This is a genomic window from Halomonas sp. GXIMD04776, assembly GCF_049808615.1.
In the GTDB taxonomy this organism is placed as follows: domain Bacteria; phylum Pseudomonadota; class Gammaproteobacteria; order Pseudomonadales; family Halomonadaceae; genus Modicisalibacter.
Window position 1 is genome coordinate 1 of the sequence record NZ_JBNCAN010000024.1, and the last position, 22027, is coordinate 22027.

The 22027-nt window shown below is 46.8% G+C and carries 19 protein-coding genes and 2 pseudogenes; 19 read left to right on the top strand and 2 right to left on the bottom strand.

Translation table 11 applies throughout. The annotated features are described in order from the left end of the window. The 13 genes and pseudogenes from ACPF7Z_RS15385 to ACPF7Z_RS15445 form a co-directional block, all read left to right on the top strand. Positions 1-238 (top strand): annotated as a pseudogene (locus ACPF7Z_RS15385) (lipopolysaccharide biosynthesis protein); the annotation flags it as partial. Between the two features lie 276 nt (positions 239-514). Continuing rightward, a protein-coding gene (locus ACPF7Z_RS15390; RefSeq protein ID WP_425194139.1) for an IS630 family transposase occupies positions 515-1529 on the top strand; the annotation gives its coding sequence in 2 pieces (ribosomal slippage) (positions 515-901 and positions 903-1529; 1014 coding nt in all). 423 nt (positions 1530-1952) lie between these two features. Continuing rightward, positions 1953-3260 carry a flippase gene (locus ACPF7Z_RS15395; protein WP_425194140.1) on the top strand — a complete coding sequence of 436 codons (1308 nt, stop codon included), beginning with the start codon at positions 1953-1955 and terminating at the stop codon, positions 3258-3260. A 9-nt stretch (positions 3261-3269) separates the two neighbouring features. Then, complete coding sequence (locus ACPF7Z_RS15400) at positions 3270-4745, top strand: alkaline phosphatase family protein (RefSeq protein ID WP_425194141.1); 1476 nt, start codon at positions 3270-3272, stop codon at positions 4743-4745. Positions 4746-4802: 57 nt separating this feature from the next. Continuing rightward, complete coding sequence (locus ACPF7Z_RS15405) at positions 4803-5957, top strand: polysaccharide pyruvyl transferase family protein (protein WP_425194142.1); 1155 nt, start codon at positions 4803-4805, stop codon at positions 5955-5957. After that, positions 5954-7042 (top strand): glycosyltransferase, encoded by a 1089-nt coding sequence (locus ACPF7Z_RS15410; RefSeq protein ID WP_425194143.1) that lies wholly within the window; start codon positions 5954-5956, stop codon positions 7040-7042. Before ACPF7Z_RS15405 ends, ACPF7Z_RS15410 begins: the two co-directional genes overlap by 4 nt. A 696-nt stretch (positions 7043-7738) precedes the next feature. Further along, positions 7739-8863 (top strand): glycosyltransferase, encoded by a 1125-nt coding sequence (locus tag ACPF7Z_RS15415; protein WP_425194144.1) that lies wholly within the window; start codon positions 7739-7741, stop codon positions 8861-8863. Beyond that, on the top strand, positions 8860-9669 hold the full coding sequence (locus ACPF7Z_RS15420) for a glycosyltransferase (protein ID WP_425194145.1): 810 nt from the start codon (positions 8860-8862) through the stop codon (positions 9667-9669). The genes ACPF7Z_RS15415 and ACPF7Z_RS15420 overlap by 4 nt, the downstream gene beginning before the upstream one ends. An 18-nt stretch (positions 9670-9687) precedes the next feature. Further along, positions 9688-10695: an NAD-dependent epimerase gene (locus ACPF7Z_RS15425; protein WP_425194146.1), complete on the top strand. Its 1008-nt coding sequence runs from the start codon at positions 9688-9690 to the stop codon at positions 10693-10695. 33 nt (positions 10696-10728) lie between these two features. Beyond that, positions 10729-12003 (top strand): exopolysaccharide biosynthesis polyprenyl glycosylphosphotransferase, encoded by a 1275-nt coding sequence (locus ACPF7Z_RS15430; protein WP_425194147.1) that lies wholly within the window; start codon positions 10729-10731, stop codon positions 12001-12003. 36 nt (positions 12004-12039) lie between these two features. Continuing rightward, entirely contained in the window at positions 12040-13212 is a 1173-nt protein-coding gene (locus tag ACPF7Z_RS15435) for a glycosyltransferase (RefSeq protein WP_425194148.1), read from the top strand. Continuing rightward, a complete protein-coding gene (locus ACPF7Z_RS15440; protein WP_425194149.1) occupies positions 13121-14554 on the top strand; it encodes an O-antigen ligase family protein in 1434 nt (477 codons plus the stop codon). Before ACPF7Z_RS15435 ends, ACPF7Z_RS15440 begins: the two co-directional genes overlap by 92 nt. Continuing rightward, positions 14551-15459, top strand: a complete 909-nt coding sequence (locus ACPF7Z_RS15445; protein WP_425194150.1) for a glycosyltransferase family 8 protein — start codon at positions 14551-14553, stop codon at positions 15457-15459. The genes ACPF7Z_RS15440 and ACPF7Z_RS15445 overlap by 4 nt, the downstream gene beginning before the upstream one ends. Here ACPF7Z_RS15445 and ACPF7Z_RS15450 read toward each other — a convergent pair. Beyond that, positions 15456-16634 (bottom strand): glycosyltransferase family 4 protein, encoded by a 1179-nt coding sequence (locus ACPF7Z_RS15450; RefSeq protein WP_425194151.1) that lies wholly within the window; start codon positions 16632-16634, stop codon positions 15456-15458. The two genes, ACPF7Z_RS15445 and ACPF7Z_RS15450, sit on opposite strands and share 4 nt — an antisense overlap. A 142-nt stretch (positions 16635-16776) precedes the next feature. Between ACPF7Z_RS15450 and rfbB the strand changes: the two genes are divergently transcribed. The 6 genes and pseudogenes from rfbB (at position 16777) to rffA (ending at position 21467) form a co-directional block, all read left to right on the top strand. Then, positions 16777-17868, top strand: a complete 1092-nt coding sequence (gene rfbB / locus ACPF7Z_RS15455) for a dTDP-glucose 4,6-dehydratase (RefSeq protein WP_425194206.1) — start codon at positions 16777-16779, stop codon at positions 17866-17868. Continuing rightward, on the top strand, positions 17865-18746 hold the full coding sequence (gene rfbA, locus ACPF7Z_RS15460; protein WP_425194152.1) for a glucose-1-phosphate thymidylyltransferase RfbA: 882 nt from the start codon (positions 17865-17867) through the stop codon (positions 18744-18746). Before rfbB ends, rfbA begins: the two co-directional genes overlap by 4 nt. Further along, positions 18739-19770: a TDP-N-acetylfucosamine:lipid II N-acetylfucosaminyltransferase gene (locus tag ACPF7Z_RS15465; protein WP_425194153.1), complete on the top strand. Its 1032-nt coding sequence runs from the start codon at positions 18739-18741 to the stop codon at positions 19768-19770. The genes rfbA and ACPF7Z_RS15465 overlap by 8 nt, the downstream gene beginning before the upstream one ends. Before the next feature lie 6 nt (positions 19771-19776). Then, positions 19777-19971 (top strand): annotated as a pseudogene (locus ACPF7Z_RS15470) (acyltransferase); the annotation flags it as partial. Positions 19972-20001: 30 nt separating this feature from the next. Next, positions 20002-20340 carry an acyltransferase gene (locus ACPF7Z_RS15475; RefSeq protein WP_425194209.1) on the top strand — a complete coding sequence of 113 codons (339 nt, stop codon included), beginning with the start codon at positions 20002-20004 and terminating at the stop codon, positions 20338-20340. Further along, entirely contained in the window at positions 20337-21467 is a 1131-nt protein-coding gene (rffA, locus tag ACPF7Z_RS15480; protein WP_425194154.1) for a dTDP-4-amino-4,6-dideoxygalactose transaminase, read from the top strand. Before ACPF7Z_RS15475 ends, rffA begins: the two co-directional genes overlap by 4 nt. On the opposite strand, the gene ACPF7Z_RS15485 is transcribed toward rffA, so the two are convergent. After that, a complete protein-coding gene (locus ACPF7Z_RS15485; RefSeq protein ID WP_425194155.1) occupies positions 21464-22027 on the bottom strand; it encodes a YrbL family protein in 564 nt (187 codons plus the stop codon). The two genes, rffA and ACPF7Z_RS15485, sit on opposite strands and share 4 nt — an antisense overlap.

Here is a 22027-nt window from a genome sequence, read left to right on the forward strand (position 1 = left end):
TGCGGCAGAAGTCGTTGCGGGAACCATGCAGCGCATTGCTGAGCTGGAAGCATCGCTTGCCGATCTTAGCGAGGGTAAAATCAGCCAGACGTCGGTGCAGAGTCTTGACCCTACCGGTACGAGCAGTAAATTGATTCTGGCGCTGGGAATAGTGCTGGGTGGAACGCTAGCGATCATGGGTGTTTTCTTCATGCAGTTTGCAAGTTTGGTTCGCGGTAGCCTGAAAGATACTGGCTAACCCCATTTTATTTAGCTTAGCTCGAACTATGGGGCTTTAACACCGTGGCTACCTGTATATACGTGAGAGTGCTACTTTGAGTATTATAGCGATATATATAATACGAGGATCGTGACATGTATGCCGTTGAATTCGATACCAATATCACCAGCCGATATCTGAAGCTCGAAAATTAAGATAAGCTAATAAATAAGCATGCGAAAGTGATCATTCTAAGTGCCTGATCTAAAGTTTTCGCGTAAGATTCATGTCAAGATCCCTGACGCGGACGGCACCATGGCAAGGCGCTTCGTTACCCCTCTCACTGACTCGGAACAGCAGATGCTGACCTCCGCCTATCACCAAGGTGAGAAGTGCGCCCTACGTCGCCGTGCGCACGCTGTCCTGCTGAGTGATCAAGGCCATACCATCAATCAGATCAGTGAAATACTACAAGTTCGGCGCGATGCCGTATCACGGTGGCTCAAGCAGTGGGAAGCGTCGGGCCTCGACGGGCTGATCGACAAGCCCCGCAGTGGCCGCACGCCGATCCTGGATGAGCACGACTACCAGCGACTGCAGGAACTGGTTGCCGAGCAGCCTCATCAGATTCGATCCTTGCAAGCTCGGCTGCAAGAAGCGACCGGTAAGACCGTCAGCACGGTGACCCTTCGCCGGGCATTGAAAAAAAAATTGCTTTAGCTTCAAGCGCATTCGGCATTCACTGAAAGCATGGCGTGACGAAACGGATTTCCGCAACACGCAGGGCCTTCTCAAGGCGCTTCACCAGCGGGAAGATCAGGGCGAGCACGAGCTCTATTACTTTGATGAATCAGGATTTTCTCAATCATCGTCGGTGCCCTACGCGTGGAGCCCCATCGGCAAGCCCTGCGAGGTGACCGCGTACTCACATAGCAGAAGGCTGAACGTACTGGGGTTCCTCAGCCGAGCCGGGAAACTGGTCTCCCACACCACCACCGAACCGGTAACCACCGAGACGGTCATCGAAGCGTTCGACCAGTTTGTGGTCCAGAAAGACCCGGATACCTTCGCCGTCGTGGTGCTCGACAATGCCAGCATGCATCGCTCCAAAACCTTCAGGCGGAAGATGGTGGAATGGATGTCGCATCGTGTGCACCTGATCTATCTATCGGCTTATTCGCCCGAGTTGAACCTGATCGAGATTCTGTGGCGGCAGATGAAGTACGCCTGGCTGCCACTGAGTGCGTACCTCTCGTTTGACCGACTCTGTGATGAGGTGTGCCGCTTGCTCGATGGCTACGGAACTGATCACGTGATTAATTTCGAATAGTCACTTAGTAGAGGAAGAAGTAAAAGCCGAACAAAATGGATATTTGCAAAAAATAAAAGGAGAAACTTCCTACCGTCTCATCAAGCGTCGATATAGATAAGATAGCCGACGAGACGAATAATAATATTTTTTGATGCCGATGTCTTGGTCTATTTTTCCATCAATCAGGCAGCAGAAAAACTCGCTAAGGTTCAGTATCTTGCCTTGAATTGTCTGAAAGGGAGAAAGAGTTCAAGGGTGAAATTCGGCGCAAGTAGAAAAAAGTCTCCCTGGATGAGACCTGCTCGGCTAATACTCTCACGGTATAGATTTCTTAAAGCGCTTTCCCAGGCAAATGCTCTCGCTGTCTGGGAAGCACTTCGACCAAGATGCTTTCAAAAAACTTAAATTTCCCATGTAAATACTTCAAGGCACGAGTTTACTTTGTTTGGTAATAAAAATTCAAAATTGAATATTTTAAAGACAAGCGGATCTAGTGTGCTACTTAAGGTGTTCAATGTTCTTGTAGTACTTCTTATAAGCATTGTTCTAGCTCGCTCACTAGGTCCAGATGGATATGGTATATATGCGTTTGCATACTCTATAGCAACCCTCTTGGCCGTGCCGGTGCAGCTAGGAATTCCTCAGTTGATAGTCAGGGAAATTGCGGGCTTCCAACTGGATAATAAATGGGAGCTCTTCAAAGGGATTCTCCAAAGGGCAAATCAGTCAGTTGTTATCGTCACAACAATTATATTCACGGTTTTAATTTTATGGTTATTTTTATATGGTAACTCGAATGTTGATAGTTTAAGTATACAAGTATTTTCTTGGGCGGCCTTGCTGATTCCTTTTATTGCCTTGGGCAATATACGTGGGGCGGTATTGCGTGGTATTCGATCAGTGATTTTAGGTCAGCTTCCAGAAATGGTAATACGTCCTGGACTATTTCTGTTGCTGGTCCTCATAGCAGGGTATTATGGAGCATTGCAATCAACCAGCGCAATGATGCTGAATGTAATAGCCTCATTTACCACCTTCGTTATTGGCAGCATCATGCTGCAAAAAAAAATTCCAATTGAAGTTAAGTCCGTAGATGCTAGCTATGAGACAAAGAGATGGATTGGCAGCGCTTTGCCATTTGCATTGATTGCTGGCATGCAGGTAATCAATAGGCAAACAGATATTCTAATGCTTGGGTTCTTGGGCGGAAGTGAGGAAGTCGGTTTGTATAAAGTAGCCGCTCAAGGAAGCCTCCTGGTAGCATTCGCGTTAACTTCCATCAATATGGTATTAGCACCGTACGTCACACGGCTATATAAGCAAGGAAACAGTGTTCAGCTTCAAAAGATGATAACGTTAAGCGCTCAAATAATCCTTGCAACTGCGTTGCCAGTGGCAGCAGTATTTATTGTATTTGGCGAATTTTTTTTACTACAGGTCTTCGGGAACGAGTTTGTTGACGCATACCCTCCATTGGCCATTTTGTGTGTTGGCCAGCTAATAAATGCAGGATTAGGTTCCGTAGTTCTTTTGTTGAACATGACAGGCAATGAGAAAGATACCGTTCGGGGTGTCGTAGTTGCTGCCATCCTCAACGTTGTATTCAATCTTATCTTAATCCCTTTTCTTGGCATGGTCGGCGCTGCGATAGCAACAATGATTACCACCGCGGTATGGAATGTTCTTCTCTGCATTAAATTGTGGAAAAAGACAGGAATATATAGTTTGGCATTTCGATTTAAATTATGAGGTAAATAAATGAAGTTGCTGATAATTGGTATAGATGGCGGTGATTACCGAATTATTAATGAAATGCCTATGCCATTTTTACAGAGTCTCGTCAAAGGTTCTACTTGTGTTCCTGTAGAAGAAGATCTCTGGGAGCGCGGGTGGGCGAAGATCCTTAGCGGAAAATCCGGCAAAGAAACTGGCGCCTTCTATACTAAACCGGTACTAAGTGACGAAAAGGAGTGTAAGGCAACGCAATCTTTTCGCCTGAATGATTATGCAACCGCTGGTGCTATTCCTCTTTGGCAGAAATTGAACGAAATGGGCTTGCGGGTTGGCTTCATGAATATCCCGACGACCTCCCCGGCGCCTGAAGTAGATGGTTTTTTTGTTTCTGGGGCAGGTGCTGGGTTGGGTAAGAAAGAAGGAATACCTTCTGAAGCCTGTAGCCCCTCAGAAGTAGCGACAATCTTAGAAGCTCAGGAGTATATATTCGACACACGTTATGTGGCATCTGGAATACGCGATCAAGAATCCTTTATCCGACGCCTGAGGCTAATGACAGAACGCCGTGTTAGATCATACTGCAGCTTGAATGAAAAGTATGCAGTGGATATTGGGTTCATTGCGTTCATGGGTACCACGCGTATTCAATATCTTGCTATGAGCGAGATCGAAAAGATGATCGACCAGCCACAAGAAAAATGGAGCAAGCTGCAGAAAGACATCGCAGAGTTGTATCAGCATTTCGATGAACAGTTGCGCAGACTCACCGATACTATTAAACCTAAGCACACGGTGGTGGTCTCTGACCATGGACAGTCACCTTACAAGCAGATGATAGATGTTGGGGCCTTCTTAAAATCCCATGGGTGGCAAACGGATCGTGCTGCAAGTAACATGATGATTCGCAATCAACTCAAGGCTGTAATCAAAAAGACTGTTCCTGATTTTTTACTGAAGAAGGTATCCGGCTCCGCGCCAAAGATCAAGGACGCCATAGTTTCACAGCCAATCGATTTCAGCAAAAGCCATGCATTTGGAATGCGCTATGTGTCTGGAATCTATATAAACGATGAGCGATTTGGTGGTGTTGCCAAAAGTGAAAAGGAAAGAAAAGAAATAGTTAAAAACATCATCGAAGAGTTTAATAAAAGCAATGTTGCTCAAGAATATTGCTTGTCGGCAAGGCCGTATCGAGATTCTCATCAGGACACTAGACAATGCAAATTGCTACCTGATATATGGATAGATCATCCGGATTCTATCTTCTTTGAGTATGGGATAGGGGGTAGCAGGAAAGGCACCGGGAATTTTGTGGAAGCCAATGAAGTCTACGGAAAAGAAATCGATTGGCCCAATGTATCACGTGATCAATGGACAGGGATCAAAGGGCGTTATCCATTGCTAACTGTTAGCAACTCTGCAGCACATCTAATACCTGAAAATATGGCCGAGGATTTAACATCTGCGTACAGTATAGTGGTTAATATAGCATCTGAGTGAGCCATTTTGGACGGCAATGGTTGATTCGTATGAAACTTTCAAACCCAGAGGTGTGTTTTGAAGATAGGAGTTTTAACTTATCACCGGGTTGTAAACTTGGGATCAGTTATTCAAGCATGGTGTGTCGTAGAAATCGCTAAAAAGCTTTACCCTGATGCTCAAGTAGAGGTGATTGATTATCAAGCAAGAAAAATGCAATTTATGGAGCTCAGAAAATATGTAGGGTTGCGACCACTGCGTATCAATAAGCGCCATTTGGAAAAGAAAAAAACACTAGATAATTTTGTAAAATGTTGTCTGCCGATATCTAAAGAAGCCTGTATAACCAACTCTTCTCCAAAAGCGATGACTTGGCTCAAGAAACGCAACTACGACATGATTTTCGTTGGTAGCGACACGGTATGGGAATTAAGGCATGGAAGCTACTCCCCTGAAGGAAGCAATTTATATTTTTTGCCAGGGGAGATGAAAAGCACGAAAGTTTCTATTTCCGCATCAATGGATCCCTTAGGTAATCTCACTGAAAAACAAAAGCGGGAGCAAGAGGAGAGAATAGGTCATCTACGCGATTTCGATTTACTTAGTGTAAGAGATAAGGTTACTTTAAAAGAGCTTGAGAAGAAGGTCGGTAGCAAACGCACTGTTCTAAAGATACCAGACCCTACGCTTATGAATGGGCTTGAAAAATTATTACATGTTACTCCTCCTTTTAAACCGGCTTCTCGCCCAGTGGCCGGTGTTGCATTACCACGTGATCTATCTGAATGTGCACACAAGGCCTTAAATGAGCTCGGTTATGAGGTCTGGGATTGGAATGGTCATTCTACGCAATATACAAGTCGTGTATTATCTCCCCGATTCAGCCCTCAAGAAGTCCTTGCACTTCATGCTCAAGTGGATGCTTTTGTAACGGATCGCTTCCATGGTTCCATTTTTTGTTTAATTCAAAAAACTATCCCGGTCCTGTTTTTTGAATCGCCTAAGAAATGGCCTATGTCGAATAGTAAGGGCAGGGATCTTTTTGAGATGCTTGATCTAGAGAATTTTGTTTTTCGTGAGAGGAGCAAGTTGGAGAAAACAGATTGGCTTAGGTCTATGTTGGAGGATGAATCCATTTCGAAACTAAATATACCCGCAAAAATGAAAAAGATAGGTTTTGAAAATCTTGAAATTTTGCGTATTGCCTTGAATGACATTAAAGAAAAAAAATGAAAATAATGCTTTTTATACCAACCTTAGGAAATGGTGGTGCGGAGCGGGTATTCGTAGATTACGCAAATGGATTAGCAAACCAAGGATTCAAGGTTTATCTCGTCTGCCTGAAGGGCGGTTCTTATGAGAGTGATGTATCTAAAAATGTAAAAATAATAAAACTTAACGTTCGCATGAGAACTGCTTTCTTCCCATTTGTCTTTCAAATATTGAAAATTCGTCCTAGAGTACTCTTGTCTGGCTTAACTGGGCCAAATCTGATTAGCGCTATGGCAGGACGCATAACGGGTGTTTCAAAGATCATTACGTCTGTGCACAATGATTTGAGTACAGAAAATGCAATAACCAATTCGTATTTTCCTCGGTTGGAAAAGCCGCTAGTGAAGCTTTTTTGTACTCTCTCACATAAGATTATTGCCGTATCAGAGGGTGTCAAGGATTACTTGCTTAGTCACAAAGCTGTGGATAAAAATAAGATAGAAGTAATATATAACCCTATATACAAAGACAGCATAATAGACAGTACGCAAGAAGAGTTACCGAGGTATATAGAAGATCGACTTGATGATCAAGGCTTCATCGTTTCTGCCGGTCGCTTGGTTTATCAAAAAGGTTTTGATCTTCTAATTGACGCATACGCTAATGCCTTTCAAAGCAATGAATCTCCTAAGCTAATTATTTTGGGTGAAGGTCCGGAGCGAGAAAAGCTTGAAGAAAAAATAAAGAATAAAAATCTAGAACAAAAGGTTATCTTGCCTGGATTCTTGGATAATCCATATCCTATTTTTTCTAAAGCAAGACTCTATGTGTTGAGCTCGCGCTGGGAAGGCTTTGGCAATGTAATTGTTGAAGCCTTAACCTGTGGAACCCCTGTTTTGGCATTCGACTGTCGAAGCGGTCCGAGAGAGATTCTAGAAGACCTCGATAGCTCTTATCTTGTACCAAATGGATCTGTTAAGGCACTTTCAGTAGCGATGTATAAAAAAATAAACGAAGAGCACGATTGCAATGCTCTCGCACAGTATTCGCAACGATTTTCTGTGGAAGTGTGCGTAGAAAAAATAGCCAAAGTAATAGTTTTATAGCGTTCTCTTTTAACTTTATTTACGTCAAAATTCTGACTGGCCCAGTATTTCAAAATGCCAATAAATAACTCTAATCATAACAGAGATGTAGGTTGGAGCGCTGGCTCAGTCTTAATTTTGCTAATGCTGAGGTATCGCTCATTTGACAATACTATATTTTACGTCAGTTGGCTGAGTGGATGCCCGGTGATTTTATTTTTTTTATTCTATTTTGGAATTACATTAAAAACCAAGTTTTGGTATTTTCGTTTAGAATTTCTATTTTCTCGTTTTACTGAAAGTAGAAAATCAATTGAAAGGTAGATCTGATAGTTTTTTAATAGCACTTACTGCTCAAACTGACGAACTACGACTAAATGAAAGTGCCTATATAGGGCCTTATTTAATCGAGTGAGGGCTACATATTTCGAATTTGCAATGATTTTTCCTTAGTGTTTTTAATTTATTCGATGATTTATCTGCGAAATAATGCCGCTTATAAAAAGACTTTATGTTGTAGAAATAAGTAGAGCACAGGCCTTATAGATAAGAATGCGACTTGGCTAAAAAGTTTAAATACTTTTAGTTGCTATTTTTACAAGTTGTGCTTGATATAATGTATGATCAAAGACTAAGTTTTTAGTTTAAAACTTTGATGCCGATTTTCCATGTGGCTAGACTCCTTGTCTGTTGCTTATTAAATATTACTGGATTTTTATGAATAAGATCTTATATGTAGCTAGCACGCTAAAGCGCTGTGGCCCTACCAGTCAATTATACAATATAGTAAAAAACTTAGATCGCAGTTGCTTTGATCCAATAGTAGTTACTCTTTCTCCTGAACCAGCGGATAGCTACTGGAATGATTTTAAAAAACTTGGTATTGAAGTCGAGTCGCTTAATCTCTCACGCTTTAAAGGTACGTTGTTTTTGAAAAACAATTTGCAAAGCATGGTAAAGAGGATAAGGCCGCAGGTTTTGCACACTCAAGGGATTCGAGCAGATGTACTTTCTTCAAAAATGGATTACTCACTACCTAAAGTTGCGACTATAAGAAATTTTATACAACTTGATTACCCTATGACTTATGGACGATCATTAGGGTATTTAATGGCTAAGCAACATATTAAAGCCCTTGAAAAAGTAGATTTGTGTGTAGGCGTTTCTAATGCAGTAGTTCAAAACATAAGAGAAAATACTACTATAAAAAATTTGGCAGTGATACGGAATGGGGTTGATCAAGACCTGTATCATTCTCGGATGAGTTGCGAAAAAAATCTATTCAAGAAAAAACTTGGTTTTTATGGAACTGAGAATATTTGGATATGCTCTGGTCATATTTCTTCAAGAAAGAATCCCTTAGAACTCATTAATGCATGGAAAGCCAGTGAGATGGGTAAGAAAAATACTCTGGTTTTCTTGGGTTCAGGCGAGCTGGAAAGGGAATGCCTTGATCTCATTTCTGATTGTAATAGCATCCAAATGGCAGGCAGAGTGCGGAATGTTTCAGATTATTTAAAAGCAGCTGATTATTACGTTTCATCTTCTAAGGCAGAAGGAATGCCCAACGCTGTGTTGGAAGCTATGGCTTGCGGCTTGCCAGTTTTACTTTCTGATATTGAACCGCATCAAGAGATACTTTCGCTTAATCATAAAATTGGTGTTGGCTATAAGCTAGGTAGCCAGAATAACCTGGTTAAGGCTTTGCACGAAATGGCAATAAGAAATAGAAATGAGATGTCAATGGCAAGTTTAGAAACAGTCGATAACTTTCTTAGTGCGAAAGCAATGTCAAGTCAATATCAAGAGAGGTACTTTGAAGTTGTAGAGAGTGTTGAATGACCTTCTCTGTTCTTATTTCCGTCTACCATAGAGAAAACCCCGAATACCTTCGCCAGGCTATAAATAGTATATGGGATGATCAAGCACTTAAACCGAATCAAATTGTGCTGGTTAAAGATGGCCCTCTAACATTCGATTTGAACGCAGTAGTACAAGATTGGACGAAACGTTTAGATGAGGTCATGACCATTGTTGAATTACCGCAAAACGTTGGCTTGGGGGCAGCATTGAATGCGGGGCTAAAGCAGTGTCGCCATGAGTTGGTAGCCCGCATGGACACGGATGATATAGCCTTGCCTGAGCGTTTCGAAAAACAAGTTTCCTTTATGGAAAGCAATCCAGATATTGCTGCATCGAGCGCGATTCTTGAAGAATGGGATGAAAATTTTAATAGTGTCATCAATATCCGTTACCTGCCTGAGAATCATTGTGATATTGTCCGATTAGCAAGAAGTCGATCACCTCTGAGTCATCCCCTGGCGATTTTTAGAAAAGATGTGGTATTGGCGGTAGGTGGCTACCCCCCGTTGTGGAAGGGACAAGATTATGCTTTATGGTCATTGCTGATTAAAAAAGGCTATAATTTGGCGAATTTGCCTGATTTATTGTTGAAGATGAGAACAGGGACTGGATTGGTAGAGCGCCGAGGTTGGGAGTATTTTAAACACGAGGCGAAACTACTCCAATTCCAACGTAGTATTGGCTTTCTTGGCTTTTATACCTTTCATCGTAATTTAATACTGAAATGTGCATTACGACTTTCGCCGAGCCTCGTTAAACGCTTGGCTTACAAATATGCACGCTAACAGGCAGTAGAATTTTTTATGAAATTACTGATTACAGGCATGGCGGGTTTCATTGGTCATGCGGTAGCAAAAAGGTTATCTGACCTAGGGCATCAGATCGTCGGTATCGATAATCTGAGTGATTATTATGATGTGTCGCTCAAGCAGGCACGCCTCGATGATTTAGCTGATCTAGATAACGTTCGCTTTGAAAAGATCGATTTGTCCGATCGCGATACCATAGCAACGCTGTTCAATACGCATCGGTTCGATATTGTGATCCATCTCGCGGCGCAGGCAGGGGTACGTTATTCATTGGAAAACCCTCATGCGTATGCCGACTCCAATCTGACCGGGCACTTGAACATATTGGAGGGCTGCCGACATTCCAAGGTGAAGCATCTGGTCTACGCCTCATCCAGCTCGATCTATGGCATGAATGCCAAATTACCCTTTTCGGCAGCAGATAATGTCGATCATCCCGTCAGTCTGTATGCAGCGACAAAGAAGGCCAATGAACTGATGTCGCATACCTATTCGCATCTTTACGATATTCCTACTACCGGGCTGCGTTTCTTCACCGTGTATGGCCCTTGGGGGAGGCCAGATATGGCCATGTTCAAGTTCACCAAGAATATTCTTGAGGGCAAATCTATTGACGTGTATAACCACGGCGACATGTCTCGTGACTTTACGTACATTGATGACATCGTTGAAGGTGTCGTTCGTATCATGGACGTCATTCCTCAGCGCAACAACGATTGGAATCCAATTATGGCAACGTCGGATGGCAGTAACGCCGCCTATGCGCTGTATAACATCGGTCATGGCAGCCCCGTTAGCTTAATGGATTTCGTTCGTGCGGTGGAAACAGCGACAGGCAAGAAGGCCAACTGTAACTACCTGCCAATGCAACCCGGCGATGTGCAGCGGACCTGGGCGGATACAGAGGGACTATATCAAGCAACCGGTTATCATCCCAAGGTAGGAGTCGAGGAGGGTGCTCGCCGCTTTGTAGAATGGTACCGCGGTTATTACCATATTTGATAATAGGTGCGAAATTTTGCTGTCGGAGCCTGCGTGAAAACCAATTTCGAACGCCGCCATTCTCGGTGGTACGAAAAGCTATTGCTGGGCTTACCCTTTCAGCTTTTGGTTGGTTTGCCTTTTGTCATCTTTTTACCTTCTCTTGAACGCTGGGGTTGGGAGTTCTGGCTCTACTTGCCGGATGTGCGAAGAAACACCATCGCTGCGATAGCGTTGTCTTTTTTTGCTATCGTTTTGACTCTAAGACGCATGATGCGCTTTCCAGGAGCCCAAGTAGCAGCCTATATTTTTCCAACCGTCTCGACTGTCTTTCTAATTTCGGTTGCCATCCTCTTTTTTACTCGTGAAGCGTATACTCGCCAAGTAATGCTCAGCGGCTATTTGCTTTGTTTGATGTGGTTCTATGCGGGGTATTTCATCGGGCGACGCTACAGAATACTAAAATTGGCGGTAGTACCTTTGGGTGCAGCACTGAAACTCAAACCGATTCACCAAGTTGAGCTGCGCTATTTGAAAGCTCCCGAGCTGACTGGAACACGTTTCGATGGAATCGTTGCGGACCTGCGTGCAGAAGAACTTGGCCCAGAATGGGAGAGGTTTTTGGCTAAATGTACGCTCAGTCACATACCGGTCTATCACATCAAACAGATCAAAGAGTCGATTACTGGCCAGGTTCGCATTGATCACCTCTCCGAGAACGAATTCGGGTCACTGCTGCCATCATCATTCTATGGTGGGCTAAAGCGAATAGTGGATTTCTTCGGTGCCCTTTTATTGCTCCCATTACTGGCACCCGTCATGCTCGTGTGTGCCGTAGCGATCAAACTGGATAGTCTTGGTCCTGCGTTATTCATACAGCCACGTATGGGGTATCGGGGAATACCTTTCAAAGTCTACAAATTTCGCAGCATGTACTGTGACCAAGAAGGACTTGGTTTTACCGAAGGTGAAGATGATCCGCGTATTACGCGAGTAGGCAGGATCATACGCAAATATCGCTTGGATGAATTACCTCAGCTACTCAATGTGCTCAAAGGAGAGATGAGTTTTATTGGTCCGAGGCCCGAGTCCATGGAACTTTCTTCATGGTATGAGAAAGACGTGCCTTTTTTCAGCTATCGACATATTGTACGACCAGGAATTTCTGGCTGGGCGCAAGTGGAGCAGGGGTATGCGGCAGAAGTGGATGGCATGACCGCGAAGTTGCAATATGACTTTTACTACATCAAGCATTTTTCGCTTTGGCTCGATGTGTTGATCGTATTCAAGACTATCAAGACGATCTTCACGGGGTTTGGGGCGCGATAACGCTCAGTAGCTGATTATGAAGCAGAGACAATAGATTTGCGCACCTTGGTAATAGTAAGAAGTCTCAAAATAGGGGGCATGGAGCGTGTTGCTGTCAATCTGGCCGATGCTTTTGCCGAGGCAGGCCATGAAAGTCATCTCATGGTGTATCGCAAACGCGAGAAGGGATTGGCTCCCGAGCATCCAGATGTAAAGATTCACGTATTTCCTCTACGCTGGATACAGCGTTTGACGGGGCTCGGGCTCCTGATAGAGCTGATTTCACGCCTATTGCTTAACCCGTTGATCCGCCGTTCGCATTTCGTATGGACGGGGTTTTTAGGGGGGTACTTATTGAAGGCGTGGCTTTGGCGATTCGAACGACAACATGGGCGTCTTGATCGCATCATATTTCGTGGCCTAGGGACCTTCGAGCTTGTCTGGAGCTACCGTGACGATCGGGCAAGATTCGTCATGGAAAACAATCTGCCGATTCAAGAGACGTCCTGGAAGCAGAAGCTGTTTGCCAGATGCCTGTTTCCGGGCAAGCATCTTGTCGCTGTGTCACGAGGTGTGGCTGATAATATTCGCTTAAGCCTGGAGCAATGGAATGTTCGACCTGCGTCGTTATCAATCATCGTCAATCCTTGCCCTGTAGCGAGAATTCGCCAGCGAATGCAGGAAGATGAGCCGGCATTGCCTTCGCAACCCTACATCGTCAATGTGGCACGTTTAGTCACACAAAAGGATCATGATCTCCTGCTCAGGGCTTACGCGTCTGCGAATCCGCGCGAACTGCTTGTTATCGTGGGGGATGGGGCATTGCGAGAGACCTTGCAGAAGAAAGCCAAATCGCTAGGCGTTGCCGAGAAAGTGCTTTTTGTTGGGCAGCGTGACAATCCTTACCCTTGGATGCGTCATGCGCGACTGTTTGTCCTTAGCTCAATCGTGGAAGGCATGGGCATTGTGCTTACCGAGGCGCTTGCGTGTGGCACCCCGGTCATTTCCGTGGATTGTCCGGGGGGGATTCGCGAAGTGCTCAAGGGTGATCTTGAAAATGCAATTGCAGAACATAGCGAAGAAGGGCTCGCTGAAAAAATTCGACATTGTCTGCAAGGTCCAAAGCCGGTTGTTAACGATGCATGGCTACAAGACTTCCTCCCATGTAAAGTGGTTGAACATTTTTTGGAGCACCAGCACGCTTGCAGCAATTTCAAGAATCAATGTTAGAAAAAATCAAAGCAACAGAACAGTAAATTCGATGATTAGCAGTATTAATTTAGACGGTTGGCGACAAAAAAATTATTGGCTCGGCTGGCTGGCAATTTCAATTTATGCGTTCTTCTGGCTGATTGATCTGGATATCTCCCGTGCCGGAGAATCACTGTTCATTCTCTGCTTTGTGATTGCCTGGTTTTCGGAACCTGACAAACACCTTAAGCGACATAAAATATTCATACTATTATTAGTTTTTTTAGGTTTACAGATAGGCGTGTATTTTTTTGCTGCTGAGCGTTTCCCCGAATTTTCCGATAGCCAAGTAAAAGCGGGCCGGCACATGGCTAAGCTTTTTCTATGCATAGCGATAGCGTGGTGGCTAAAGGGATCGACTCGTTCGGTTTTATACTTGCTGGTCGTTTTATGTGCAGGTTTCTTTGCTTCTCTCGTATTCAACTCCAGTATTCTAGACTGGCAATTAGGGTTGAAGGGCTATCGCGTTGATTTTAGTTATAAGAATGCGCAGCATACGTCGGTCTACTTTGGGCTTTCATTATTTTTAGGTTTTTTTTGGTTGTTGCATTCGGTTTTTATAAAGGCGTCGTACTCAAAAACGGTCTTGGCGCTAATAATTACGGTTGTTTCTATTATCGGGGTTATCATCACTCAGACACGTGCTGTCTGGTTAGCGATTCCGGTCACGCTTTTTTGCGTAGCAATTATCGTGATATACACGAGCTTCAAGTCGGGTCGATTCAAGCTGTCTAAAGCCAAGATGACGGCAATATTACTAGGTTTTATGGTTGCAGCAGGATTAGGTGCTGTAGCATTCAAGCCGTTTATTGAGAAGCGGTTTGAAGAAGAGGAAAGGCAAGTAATCAGTTCCGCTATTCAAGGGAATATGGATGACATTTCTTATAGCAGCATCGGCAATCGCTTACATACATGGACCTACGCTCTAGAAAAAATTGGCGAGCGACCGCTGACCGGCTGGGGGCCTCAGAGCCGTAAGCCCTTAATCGATGAGGGGCCTTTTCCAGACTGGATAAAAGATATGTATGGTCATTTTCATAATTCCTATATCGAAATTGCCTTGGCCTATGGTTTGATAGGCGTACTGATTTTTGCCGTGCTTACCTTTTGTATTATTAGAGGCATCGTGAAATTGTCGAAGGCAAAGCATGATTTTCTTTTCCTGGGGTTGCTTTCCGCTTTTGTGTTTTTTGCGATAGTGAATTTTTTCGAATCCTATCTAATTTTTAGAACAGGCATGTATTTCTATATTTTGCTAGGTGGTATGGGATTGACCTTTTATCTATTCGATGTGGATGCGAGAGATAAGCGGATCTCATGATCGATGTCGTTTTCTGTGCCGATGAAACCTATGCCAGGTACGGGGCCGTTGCGATGGCCTCCGCTATCGCGAACTGCTCGACACCGCATCAGCTTCACTTTCATTGGCTGACAACCGGCTTGAGTAACGAGACGCACGCCGGTTTGTACAAGCTTGCAGAAGATGCTGGTGCCCGCATTGATATTCTCGAGCTAGACGAAACTGTTTCGAATGGGCTCGAGTTGGGCCGTTTTGGTGCTGCTTCATTACTACGTTTGACGATGCATCATTATCTTCCCAAGACGATTGAAAAATTGGTCTACCTGGATTGTGATGTGCTGGTCCTGGGCGATCTTGCTGAATTGTGGTCTATGCCTCTGGATGGATGCATCGCTGGTGCGGTCATGGATTTGTGTAATCCTAGAAACCTTGCTACTCGGAATGGCGTAGAGGATTATTTCAATTCAGGGATTTTGCTTGTCGATTTGGATAAGTGGGCGATCAGAAATGTTGATGAGCAGGCTTTGACTTACATCAACGAGAAAAAAGATACACTAAAGCTTATTGATCAGGATGCGCTCAATCACGTGTTGGCAAAGGATTGGAAGAGGCTTCCTATGGCATGGAACTTCCAGCCAACAGCGTATGCCGCGCAAGAAAAGGGGTATCACCATTTGCAGCCGTATTCTTCCGAGCTGAAAGAGGCCGTTGAGCGTCCAAAAATCGTTCATTTCATTGGCTCGACGAAGCCTTGGCATCCTGGGTGTACTCATCCATTGCAAGAACTCTTTGTATCGTATTCGCAAAGAACCCCTTGGCCCATCGATATGAAGGGACTGAAGAAGTCCTTGCCTCTCTCGCAGCGAATTCGCATGGCCTTACGGGCGCCCAAACTCCGTCGCCGACGAAAACTGACCCTGCGCTAGACAACACCGGCATTGCATTCTTTTTGGGGGCTATCGAAAATCAACGAGTTGAAAGAGGCTTCGAGTGCCGCGTACTGGTGTTCGTGGGAGTACTGGGTGGCGAGATGCGCGAGTCGATGCCCAAGCGCTTGTGGATCGTTGTTCAATACCGTTTCGATACGCAGAGCCCAGTCTTCGGGATCATAGGTATCGAGTACCAGTTCTCCGTACTGCTGCCCCTTGAGAAGTTCCGCTGCACCCGTCCAGGATGACACGATCACCGGCGTGGCACAGGCCATTGCCTCGAGTACCACGCAGCCGAACTCTTCGATATGTGCCGGGAGCACAAAGAGATCAAGGGCACCATAGAGATGCTCGACGTCCGCCACGGTCGTTCGCCAGATAAAGCGGCCATCGACGCCGAGCTCTTTTGTTTGTTGCTGATAAAGGCAGGCATCATCCTTGCCTATCACCAGAAAACGGTAACGCTTGGGTAAGCGCTCATTCAGAAGGGCAGCGATCTTCACAAATCCGGCCACATTGCGTTTCTTGAAATTGCCGGACGTCACCAGACCCACGAGATACTCGTCTTCACCGACGCCCAACGCTGACCGCAGGGCGTGGCGTTCGCTCCTCGCTTTAGCAGGGTTGAATTGCTCGGCATCGTAACCTGGATAACTTACCTCGAGTTTGTCATCGTCGATGCCGTAACGCGTCTTGAAGTCGTTGGCCATCATCTGCGAATTGGTCACGACACGCCGGAATCGATCCTGTTTCAAGACATGGTCGTGGATGGCGGCGACTTCATGTCCTTTGGGTAGCTCGCGGCCATGAATGCGCTTGCTGGCGAGATGGACACAGTTGTGCATATAAATGACATCGTGACTCTCGGCGTCACCATGACTAACCAGCAGTGCGGGGTGGTGGCGTTTGCACCAGGCGTGGACTCGGTGATTGAACCAGAAGCGACGAAAGGCGCCCTTGAAAGGCCAGCGGTGGAGTCGAACGAGGTTGGCGCCATGCGCATCGATCAGGTCCGTATTGGCCTTTTCAGCCAATACGACGACGCTATAGCCCATCCTGCTCAGGAGCGCCATCTGGTTGAACGCGATGCGCGAAGCCCCGGTGCTTTTTTCCACCTGACGTATGGCAATGGCTGCCACGGGCGGCTGGCTTGGTGGCTTGGAAGAGGGCATCGTGGCTGTTCGCTTCTACCGGCAAGTGTAAGTTGACTCCGTAAGAGACACTATAGGCTATGGGCTACACGGGTCACTGACAACCCAGAAACCTTTCAATTCAATAGTGCAGCGCCTGGAGCCTAGGCCTATCGTGTTTTATATGAATAGCGCTATAAAAACCATTCTCGTCACCGGCGGTGCCGGCTTTATCGGGTCGGCTGTGATTCGACATCTGATTGCTAACACCCAGTGTCGTGTCGTGAACGTGGACAAACTGACCTATGCCGGTAATCTTGAATCGTTGCGGTCGGTATCCGGTAGCGGTCGTTACACATTCGAGCAGGTAGACATATGCAGCAGGGAGGCGCTGGAGAGGGTGTTTGCCACACATCGACCCGATGCCGTCATGCACCTGGCCGCCGAAAGTCATGTCGATCGTTCCATAGACGGGCCAGCAGCCTTCATTGAAACCAATATTGTGGGTACTTATACGCTACTGGATGTGGCCAAAAGCTACTGGCAGGGGCTGGATGTCGAGCGTAAAGCTGGATTTCGTTTCCATCATATATCGACCGATGAAGTATACGGCGATCTTGAAGGGCCTGAGGGATTGTTCGTCGAGACGACGCCTTACAGGCCAAGTTCGCCATATTCTGCCAGTAAGGCGAGCGCTGACCATCTCGTACGGGCTTGGCAACGCACCTATGATTTCCCTGCGGTAGTGACCAATTGCTCCAATAACTACGGTCCCTATCATTTCCCGGAAAAACTTATCCCGCTGATGATTCTCAATGCCCTGGAAGGTAGGGAGCTTCCTATCTATGGAAAAGGCGAACAGGTGCGCGACTGGCTGTACGTGGACGACCATGCGCGTGCCCTTTGCCTGGTAATGAGCAATGGAAAAATCGGTGACACCTACAACATTGGCGGGCACAACGAGAAGCGGAATATCGATGTGGTACTGGCACTATGCGATTTACTGGAAGAGATGGCGCCAGACAAGCCAGTAGGCGTTGCGAACTACCGTGATTTGATTGTCTCGGTAAGCGATCGGCCCGGCCATGATCTTCGCTATGCCATCGATGCGGGAAAGATTCAGCGGGAATTGGGCTGGATACCTACCGAATCCTTTGAAAGCGGGCTTCGTAAGACGGTGAGCTGGTACTTGAGCAATCTGGATTGGTGTGAGAGGGCATTGAACAACACCTATCAGCGTGAGCGCCTTGGTGCTGCAGGCGAGTGCAGGCCATGAAGGGTATCGTTTTGGCGGGTGGTAGCGGCACGCGGCTCTATCCCATCACCTTGGGCATATCGAAGCAACTGCTGCCCATCTATGACAAGCCGATGATCTACTATCCGCTTTCCGTGCTGATGTTGGCGGGTATCCGCGATATTCTGATCATCACCACGCCCGAGGACAATGACAGTTTCCTGCGCCTGCTTGGCGATGGTCATCAGTTCGGTATTGAGCTGAGTTACGCCATACAGCCGCAGCCTGACGGGCTTGCTCAAGCATTTATCATTGCTGAGGAGTTTATCGGCGATGATCGGGTCTGCCTGGTGCTGGGAGACAATGTCTTCTATGGGCAGGGATTCACACCCAAGCTGCTCGAGGTGGCAGAACGGCCTCACGGCGCCACGATATTTGGTTACCAAGTCAAGGACCCTGAACGTTTTGGTGTCGTTGAGTTCGATACCGACCTGCGAGTCCTTTCCATTGAAGAAAAGCCGCTAAGACCCAGGTCTCACTTCGCCGTGACAGGGCTTTATTTTTACGATAACGATGTCGTGGCAATTGCCAAGCAGATTGCCCCGTCTCATCGCGGTGAACTGGAAATCACCAGCATCAACCAAGTCTATCTTGAGCGCGGCGATCTGAATGTCGAGTTATTGGGTCGCGGGTTCGCCTGGCTTGATACGGGCACTCACGAAAGCCTGCTGGATGCCGGTATGTTCGTACAAACCATCGAGCAGCGCCAGGGACTCAAGGTGGCATGCCTGGAGGAGATCGCATTTCTTCGCGGCTGGCTAACACGCGACGATTTAAAGCGACTGGCTGCCAAGCACAAGAAAAACGGCTATGGGCAATATCTCGAAAGTTTGATCGTCAATGAGCGCGGCAATGTCTAAACGGGTACTTCATGTCTGCTACATGGATAAATTCATTCCCGCGTTCATTGAACTGGTGCGTGATGACATCGACAGCTCGAACAATCATTTTTACCTCATAGAAAATACGCCACGCTATTCTTACCGTGAAGGCAGTGATACCGAACAGCAGAGGGGTAAGCTCGGCTTTTTCAAGCTATATTTCCGAATGCGTCAATACGACCAGATAGTATTGCATGGGTTGTTCAACAAGTATGTGGTGCTGCTACTTGCATTGAGCCCCAAGCTGTTGAGCCGATGCTATTGGGTCATGTGGGGCGGTGATTTATACAGCTACAAGAATAAAAAGACGACATTGGAAAAAAGATTCATCGAGCGGTGCCGCCGCAAGGTCATTAAGAATATTGGGCATTTGGTAACCTATATTCCTGGCGATGTTGAGCTGGTGCGACAGTGGTACGCGGCTAAGGGCGAGTATGTCGAAAGCTTCGTGTATCCGAGCAATCTGTATAAGCCTTTGAAACTAAAAGAAGAGCCTTCGAGAAATACCAAGGTTACGGTGCTGGTGGGTAACTCGGCGAGTAAAAGTAACGAGCATTTCGATGCGTTTGAGCGTCTGGCGGCTTTGCCTGGCGGTAATGCAAAAATTATCTGCCCGCTTTCTTATGGGAATGAAGAGTACGCATCAAAAGTCATCGAAGAAGGCAAAAGACTTTTTGGTGATGACTTCCTCGCGCTTACCGATTTTCTGCCGCTAGAGGAGTATCTGAAACTACTGAATGAGGTGGACATTGCGGTCTTCGCCCATCGCCGCCAGCAGGCCATGGGCAATCTCATCACCTTGCTGGGGCTCGGCAAGAAAGTATACATGCGCAGCGACATCACTCCCTGGTCGATGTTTGAAAATCTGGGGGTCGACGTTTTCGATGTAGAGAATCTGAGCCTTTCGACGCTAGACGACGACACTGCCAGGCATAACCGGAAAATCATTGAGTCGTATTTTTCCAGGGAAAGACTGGTGCAACAACTCAAGGACATTTTATAGGGATTTATGGCATATCTTACCCGAGAAGCGCTTGAGTCGCTGGGTTTCAAGAAACTCGGCAAGGACGTCAAGATAAGCGACAAGGCGAGTATCTACGATGCTGAGGCTATTGAAATAGGCGATCATTCTAGGATTGATGATTTTTGCGTGATATCCGGTAGGGTCAGCATTGGAAGATTCTGTCATATCTCCGCGCAATGCCTGGTGGCCGGGGGCCAGCCAGGGGTTTTCATGGCGGATTTCTGCGGTCTTGCTTATGGCACGAAAGTGTTTTCCCAGTCGGATGACTACAGCGGCGAGACCATGGTCAGCTCCCTGGTCGATAAGAAATACAAGAATGAGTTCTTCAGCCGCGTGGTGCTGGAAAAGCACGTGATCGTCGGCGCCGGATCGATCATCTTTCCCGGTGTGGAGGTCAAGGAAGGCTGCTCTATTGGCGCCATGACCTTGGTGAACAAGAGTACCCGTCCTTGGGGAATCTATTTCGGTAGCCCGGCTCGGCGTTTGAAGGATAGGAAAAAGGATATCCTTACCCTCGAAAGGCAATTTCTGGAAGAGCGAAACGAATGATCCCGTTCAACAAGCCTGCCTACACGGGCAGGGAAGATGCTTTTGTGCTGGATGCCATGCGCAGTGGCAAGATATCCGGAGATGGCGACTACGCGCTACGCTGCCAGCAGTGGTTTCGTGACCACCTCGGCTGCCATAAAGCGCTCCTGGCCCCTTCCTGTACCCACGCCTTGGAGATGGCGGCATTACTGATCGATATCAAACCTGGCGACGAAGTGATCATGCCAAGCTATACCTTCGTCAGTACGGCTAACGCCTTCGTGCTTCGGGGAGCGAGGATCGTTTTCGTCGATATCCGCCCCGACACGATGAACATTGACGAAGCGTGCATCGAAGCCGCTATCACACCCAGTACCAAGGCCATTGTCGTGGTGCACTATGCGGGGGTGGCCTGTGAGATGGATAGCATCATGTCGCTCGCCGCACATCATGGCCTTTTCGTTATCGAGGACGCGGCGCAGGCCATGCTGTCAACGTATAAAGAGCGACCCCTTGGCAGCATTGGCCATCTGGGCACCTATAGCTTTCATGAAACCAAGAACTATACCAGCGGCGGCGAGGGTGGGTTGCTGATCGTCAATGACGAACGTTTCGTGGAGAGAGCCGAGGTTCTTAGAGAGAAGGGCACCAATCGCAGCCAATTCTTTCGCGGTATGGTCGATAAATATTCCTGGGTTGATGTCGGTAGCAGCTATCTTCCCAGTGAGTTGCAAGCCGCTTATCTGTGGGGGCAATTACAGGCCGTCGATGAGATAGACGCCAACCGTCGTCGCTCCTGGGAGTATTACAGCAAGGCGCTTTCGCCGCTTGCCGAACGCGGCATTTTACAGCTACCCGAGATCCCTGTGACATGTCGGCACAATGCGCATATGTTTTACATCAAGGTCAAGGATGTCGAGGAGCGATCCGGCTTGTTGGCGTTCTTGAAAGAACAGGGTGTGGGCGCGGTATTTCATTATGTGCCCTTGCACACTTCTCGGGGGGGAAGGCGCTGGGGAGTTTTCATCGGTGCAGATGAGTACACCACCCGTGAGAGCGACCGGCTCATTCGCTTGCCGTTATGGCACGGGATGGATGACGATGTCTTGGAGCGTGTCGTAGCGGCTGTGACGCGCTTTTTTGCTTAAATCCCTTGCTGTTTTTCCATGCGCTTCATGAATCGCGTCCACTGCCGATTGATCTTGGCGTATGCCAGCGGTTTGATCGCCGAGGCGAGTTTGATGAAGTCACGATCGCCGATGCCATCGATCAGGAACAAATGGGGTGGCGTTTTCTCAAGACTGCATACGATGTTGCTGGCGCGTAGGTCGCTTGTGAATATTTGGTTGGCGTACAGATAATCGCGCAGTTGTGCTAGCGGGCCGGCGATCATCTCCCCGTCGAGCTGGCCGTTATCGAGTAGAATGTCCAGGCGGGGGAGTGGTATCCCTTGGCCATCCTGAAGAAGATCGAACACCAATCCTTCGCCTTGATCAGTCTCTACCCAGCCGTAACAGCGCGGTAGATGCGACCAGTCGATGCCGCGTCGCGCCAGTACGCTGAAGTATTCGTAGTCTTTCTGATTCTGCTGTTTGTTGTTCTTGAAGTTGTGCGCGACCTTTACACAGCGGGTCGGGTCTTGAGGATGCCGGTAGCAGTAACGCTCGGTGCCTCGTCCAATCAGTTGATCGTCTTGCAGTTGGAGCAT

Bases quoted from the DNA above. Each gene is read 5' to 3' on its own strand.
- ACPF7Z_RS15400 (WP_425194141.1), top strand. From the start codon at position 3,270: ATGAAGTTGCTGATAATTGGTATAGATGGCGGTGATTACCGAATTATT.
- ACPF7Z_RS15410 (WP_425194143.1), top strand. From the start codon at position 5,954: ATGAAAATAATGCTTTTTATACCAACCTTAGGAAATGGTGGTGCGGAG.
- ACPF7Z_RS15415 (WP_425194144.1), top strand. From the start codon at position 7,739: ATGAATAAGATCTTATATGTAGCTAGCACGCTAAAGCGCTGTGGCCCT.
- ACPF7Z_RS15420 (WP_425194145.1), top strand. From the start codon at position 8,860: ATGACCTTCTCTGTTCTTATTTCCGTCTACCATAGAGAAAACCCCGAA.
- ACPF7Z_RS15425 (WP_425194146.1), top strand. From the start codon at position 9,688: ATGAAATTACTGATTACAGGCATGGCGGGTTTCATTGGTCATGCGGTA.
- ACPF7Z_RS15440 (WP_425194149.1), top strand. From the start codon at position 13,121: ATGCATGGCTACAAGACTTCCTCCCATGTAAAGTGGTTGAACATTTTT.
- ACPF7Z_RS15445 (WP_425194150.1), top strand. From the start codon at position 14,551: ATGATCGATGTCGTTTTCTGTGCCGATGAAACCTATGCCAGGTACGGG.
- ACPF7Z_RS15450 (WP_425194151.1), bottom strand. From the start codon at position 16,634: ATGCCCTCTTCCAAGCCACCAAGCCAGCCGCCCGTGGCAGCCATTGCC.
- rfbB (WP_425194206.1), top strand. From the start codon at position 16,777: ATGAATAGCGCTATAAAAACCATTCTCGTCACCGGCGGTGCCGGCTTT.
- rfbA (WP_425194152.1), top strand. From the start codon at position 17,865: ATGAAGGGTATCGTTTTGGCGGGTGGTAGCGGCACGCGGCTCTATCCC.
- ACPF7Z_RS15465 (WP_425194153.1), top strand. From the start codon at position 18,739: ATGTCTAAACGGGTACTTCATGTCTGCTACATGGATAAATTCATTCCC.
- ACPF7Z_RS15475 (WP_425194209.1), top strand. From the start codon at position 20,002: ATGGCGGATTTCTGCGGTCTTGCTTATGGCACGAAAGTGTTTTCCCAG.
- rffA (WP_425194154.1), top strand. From the start codon at position 20,337: ATGATCCCGTTCAACAAGCCTGCCTACACGGGCAGGGAAGATGCTTTT.
- ACPF7Z_RS15485 (WP_425194155.1), bottom strand. From the start codon at position 22,027: ATGCTCCAACTGCAAGACGATCAACTGATTGGACGAGGCACCGAGCGT.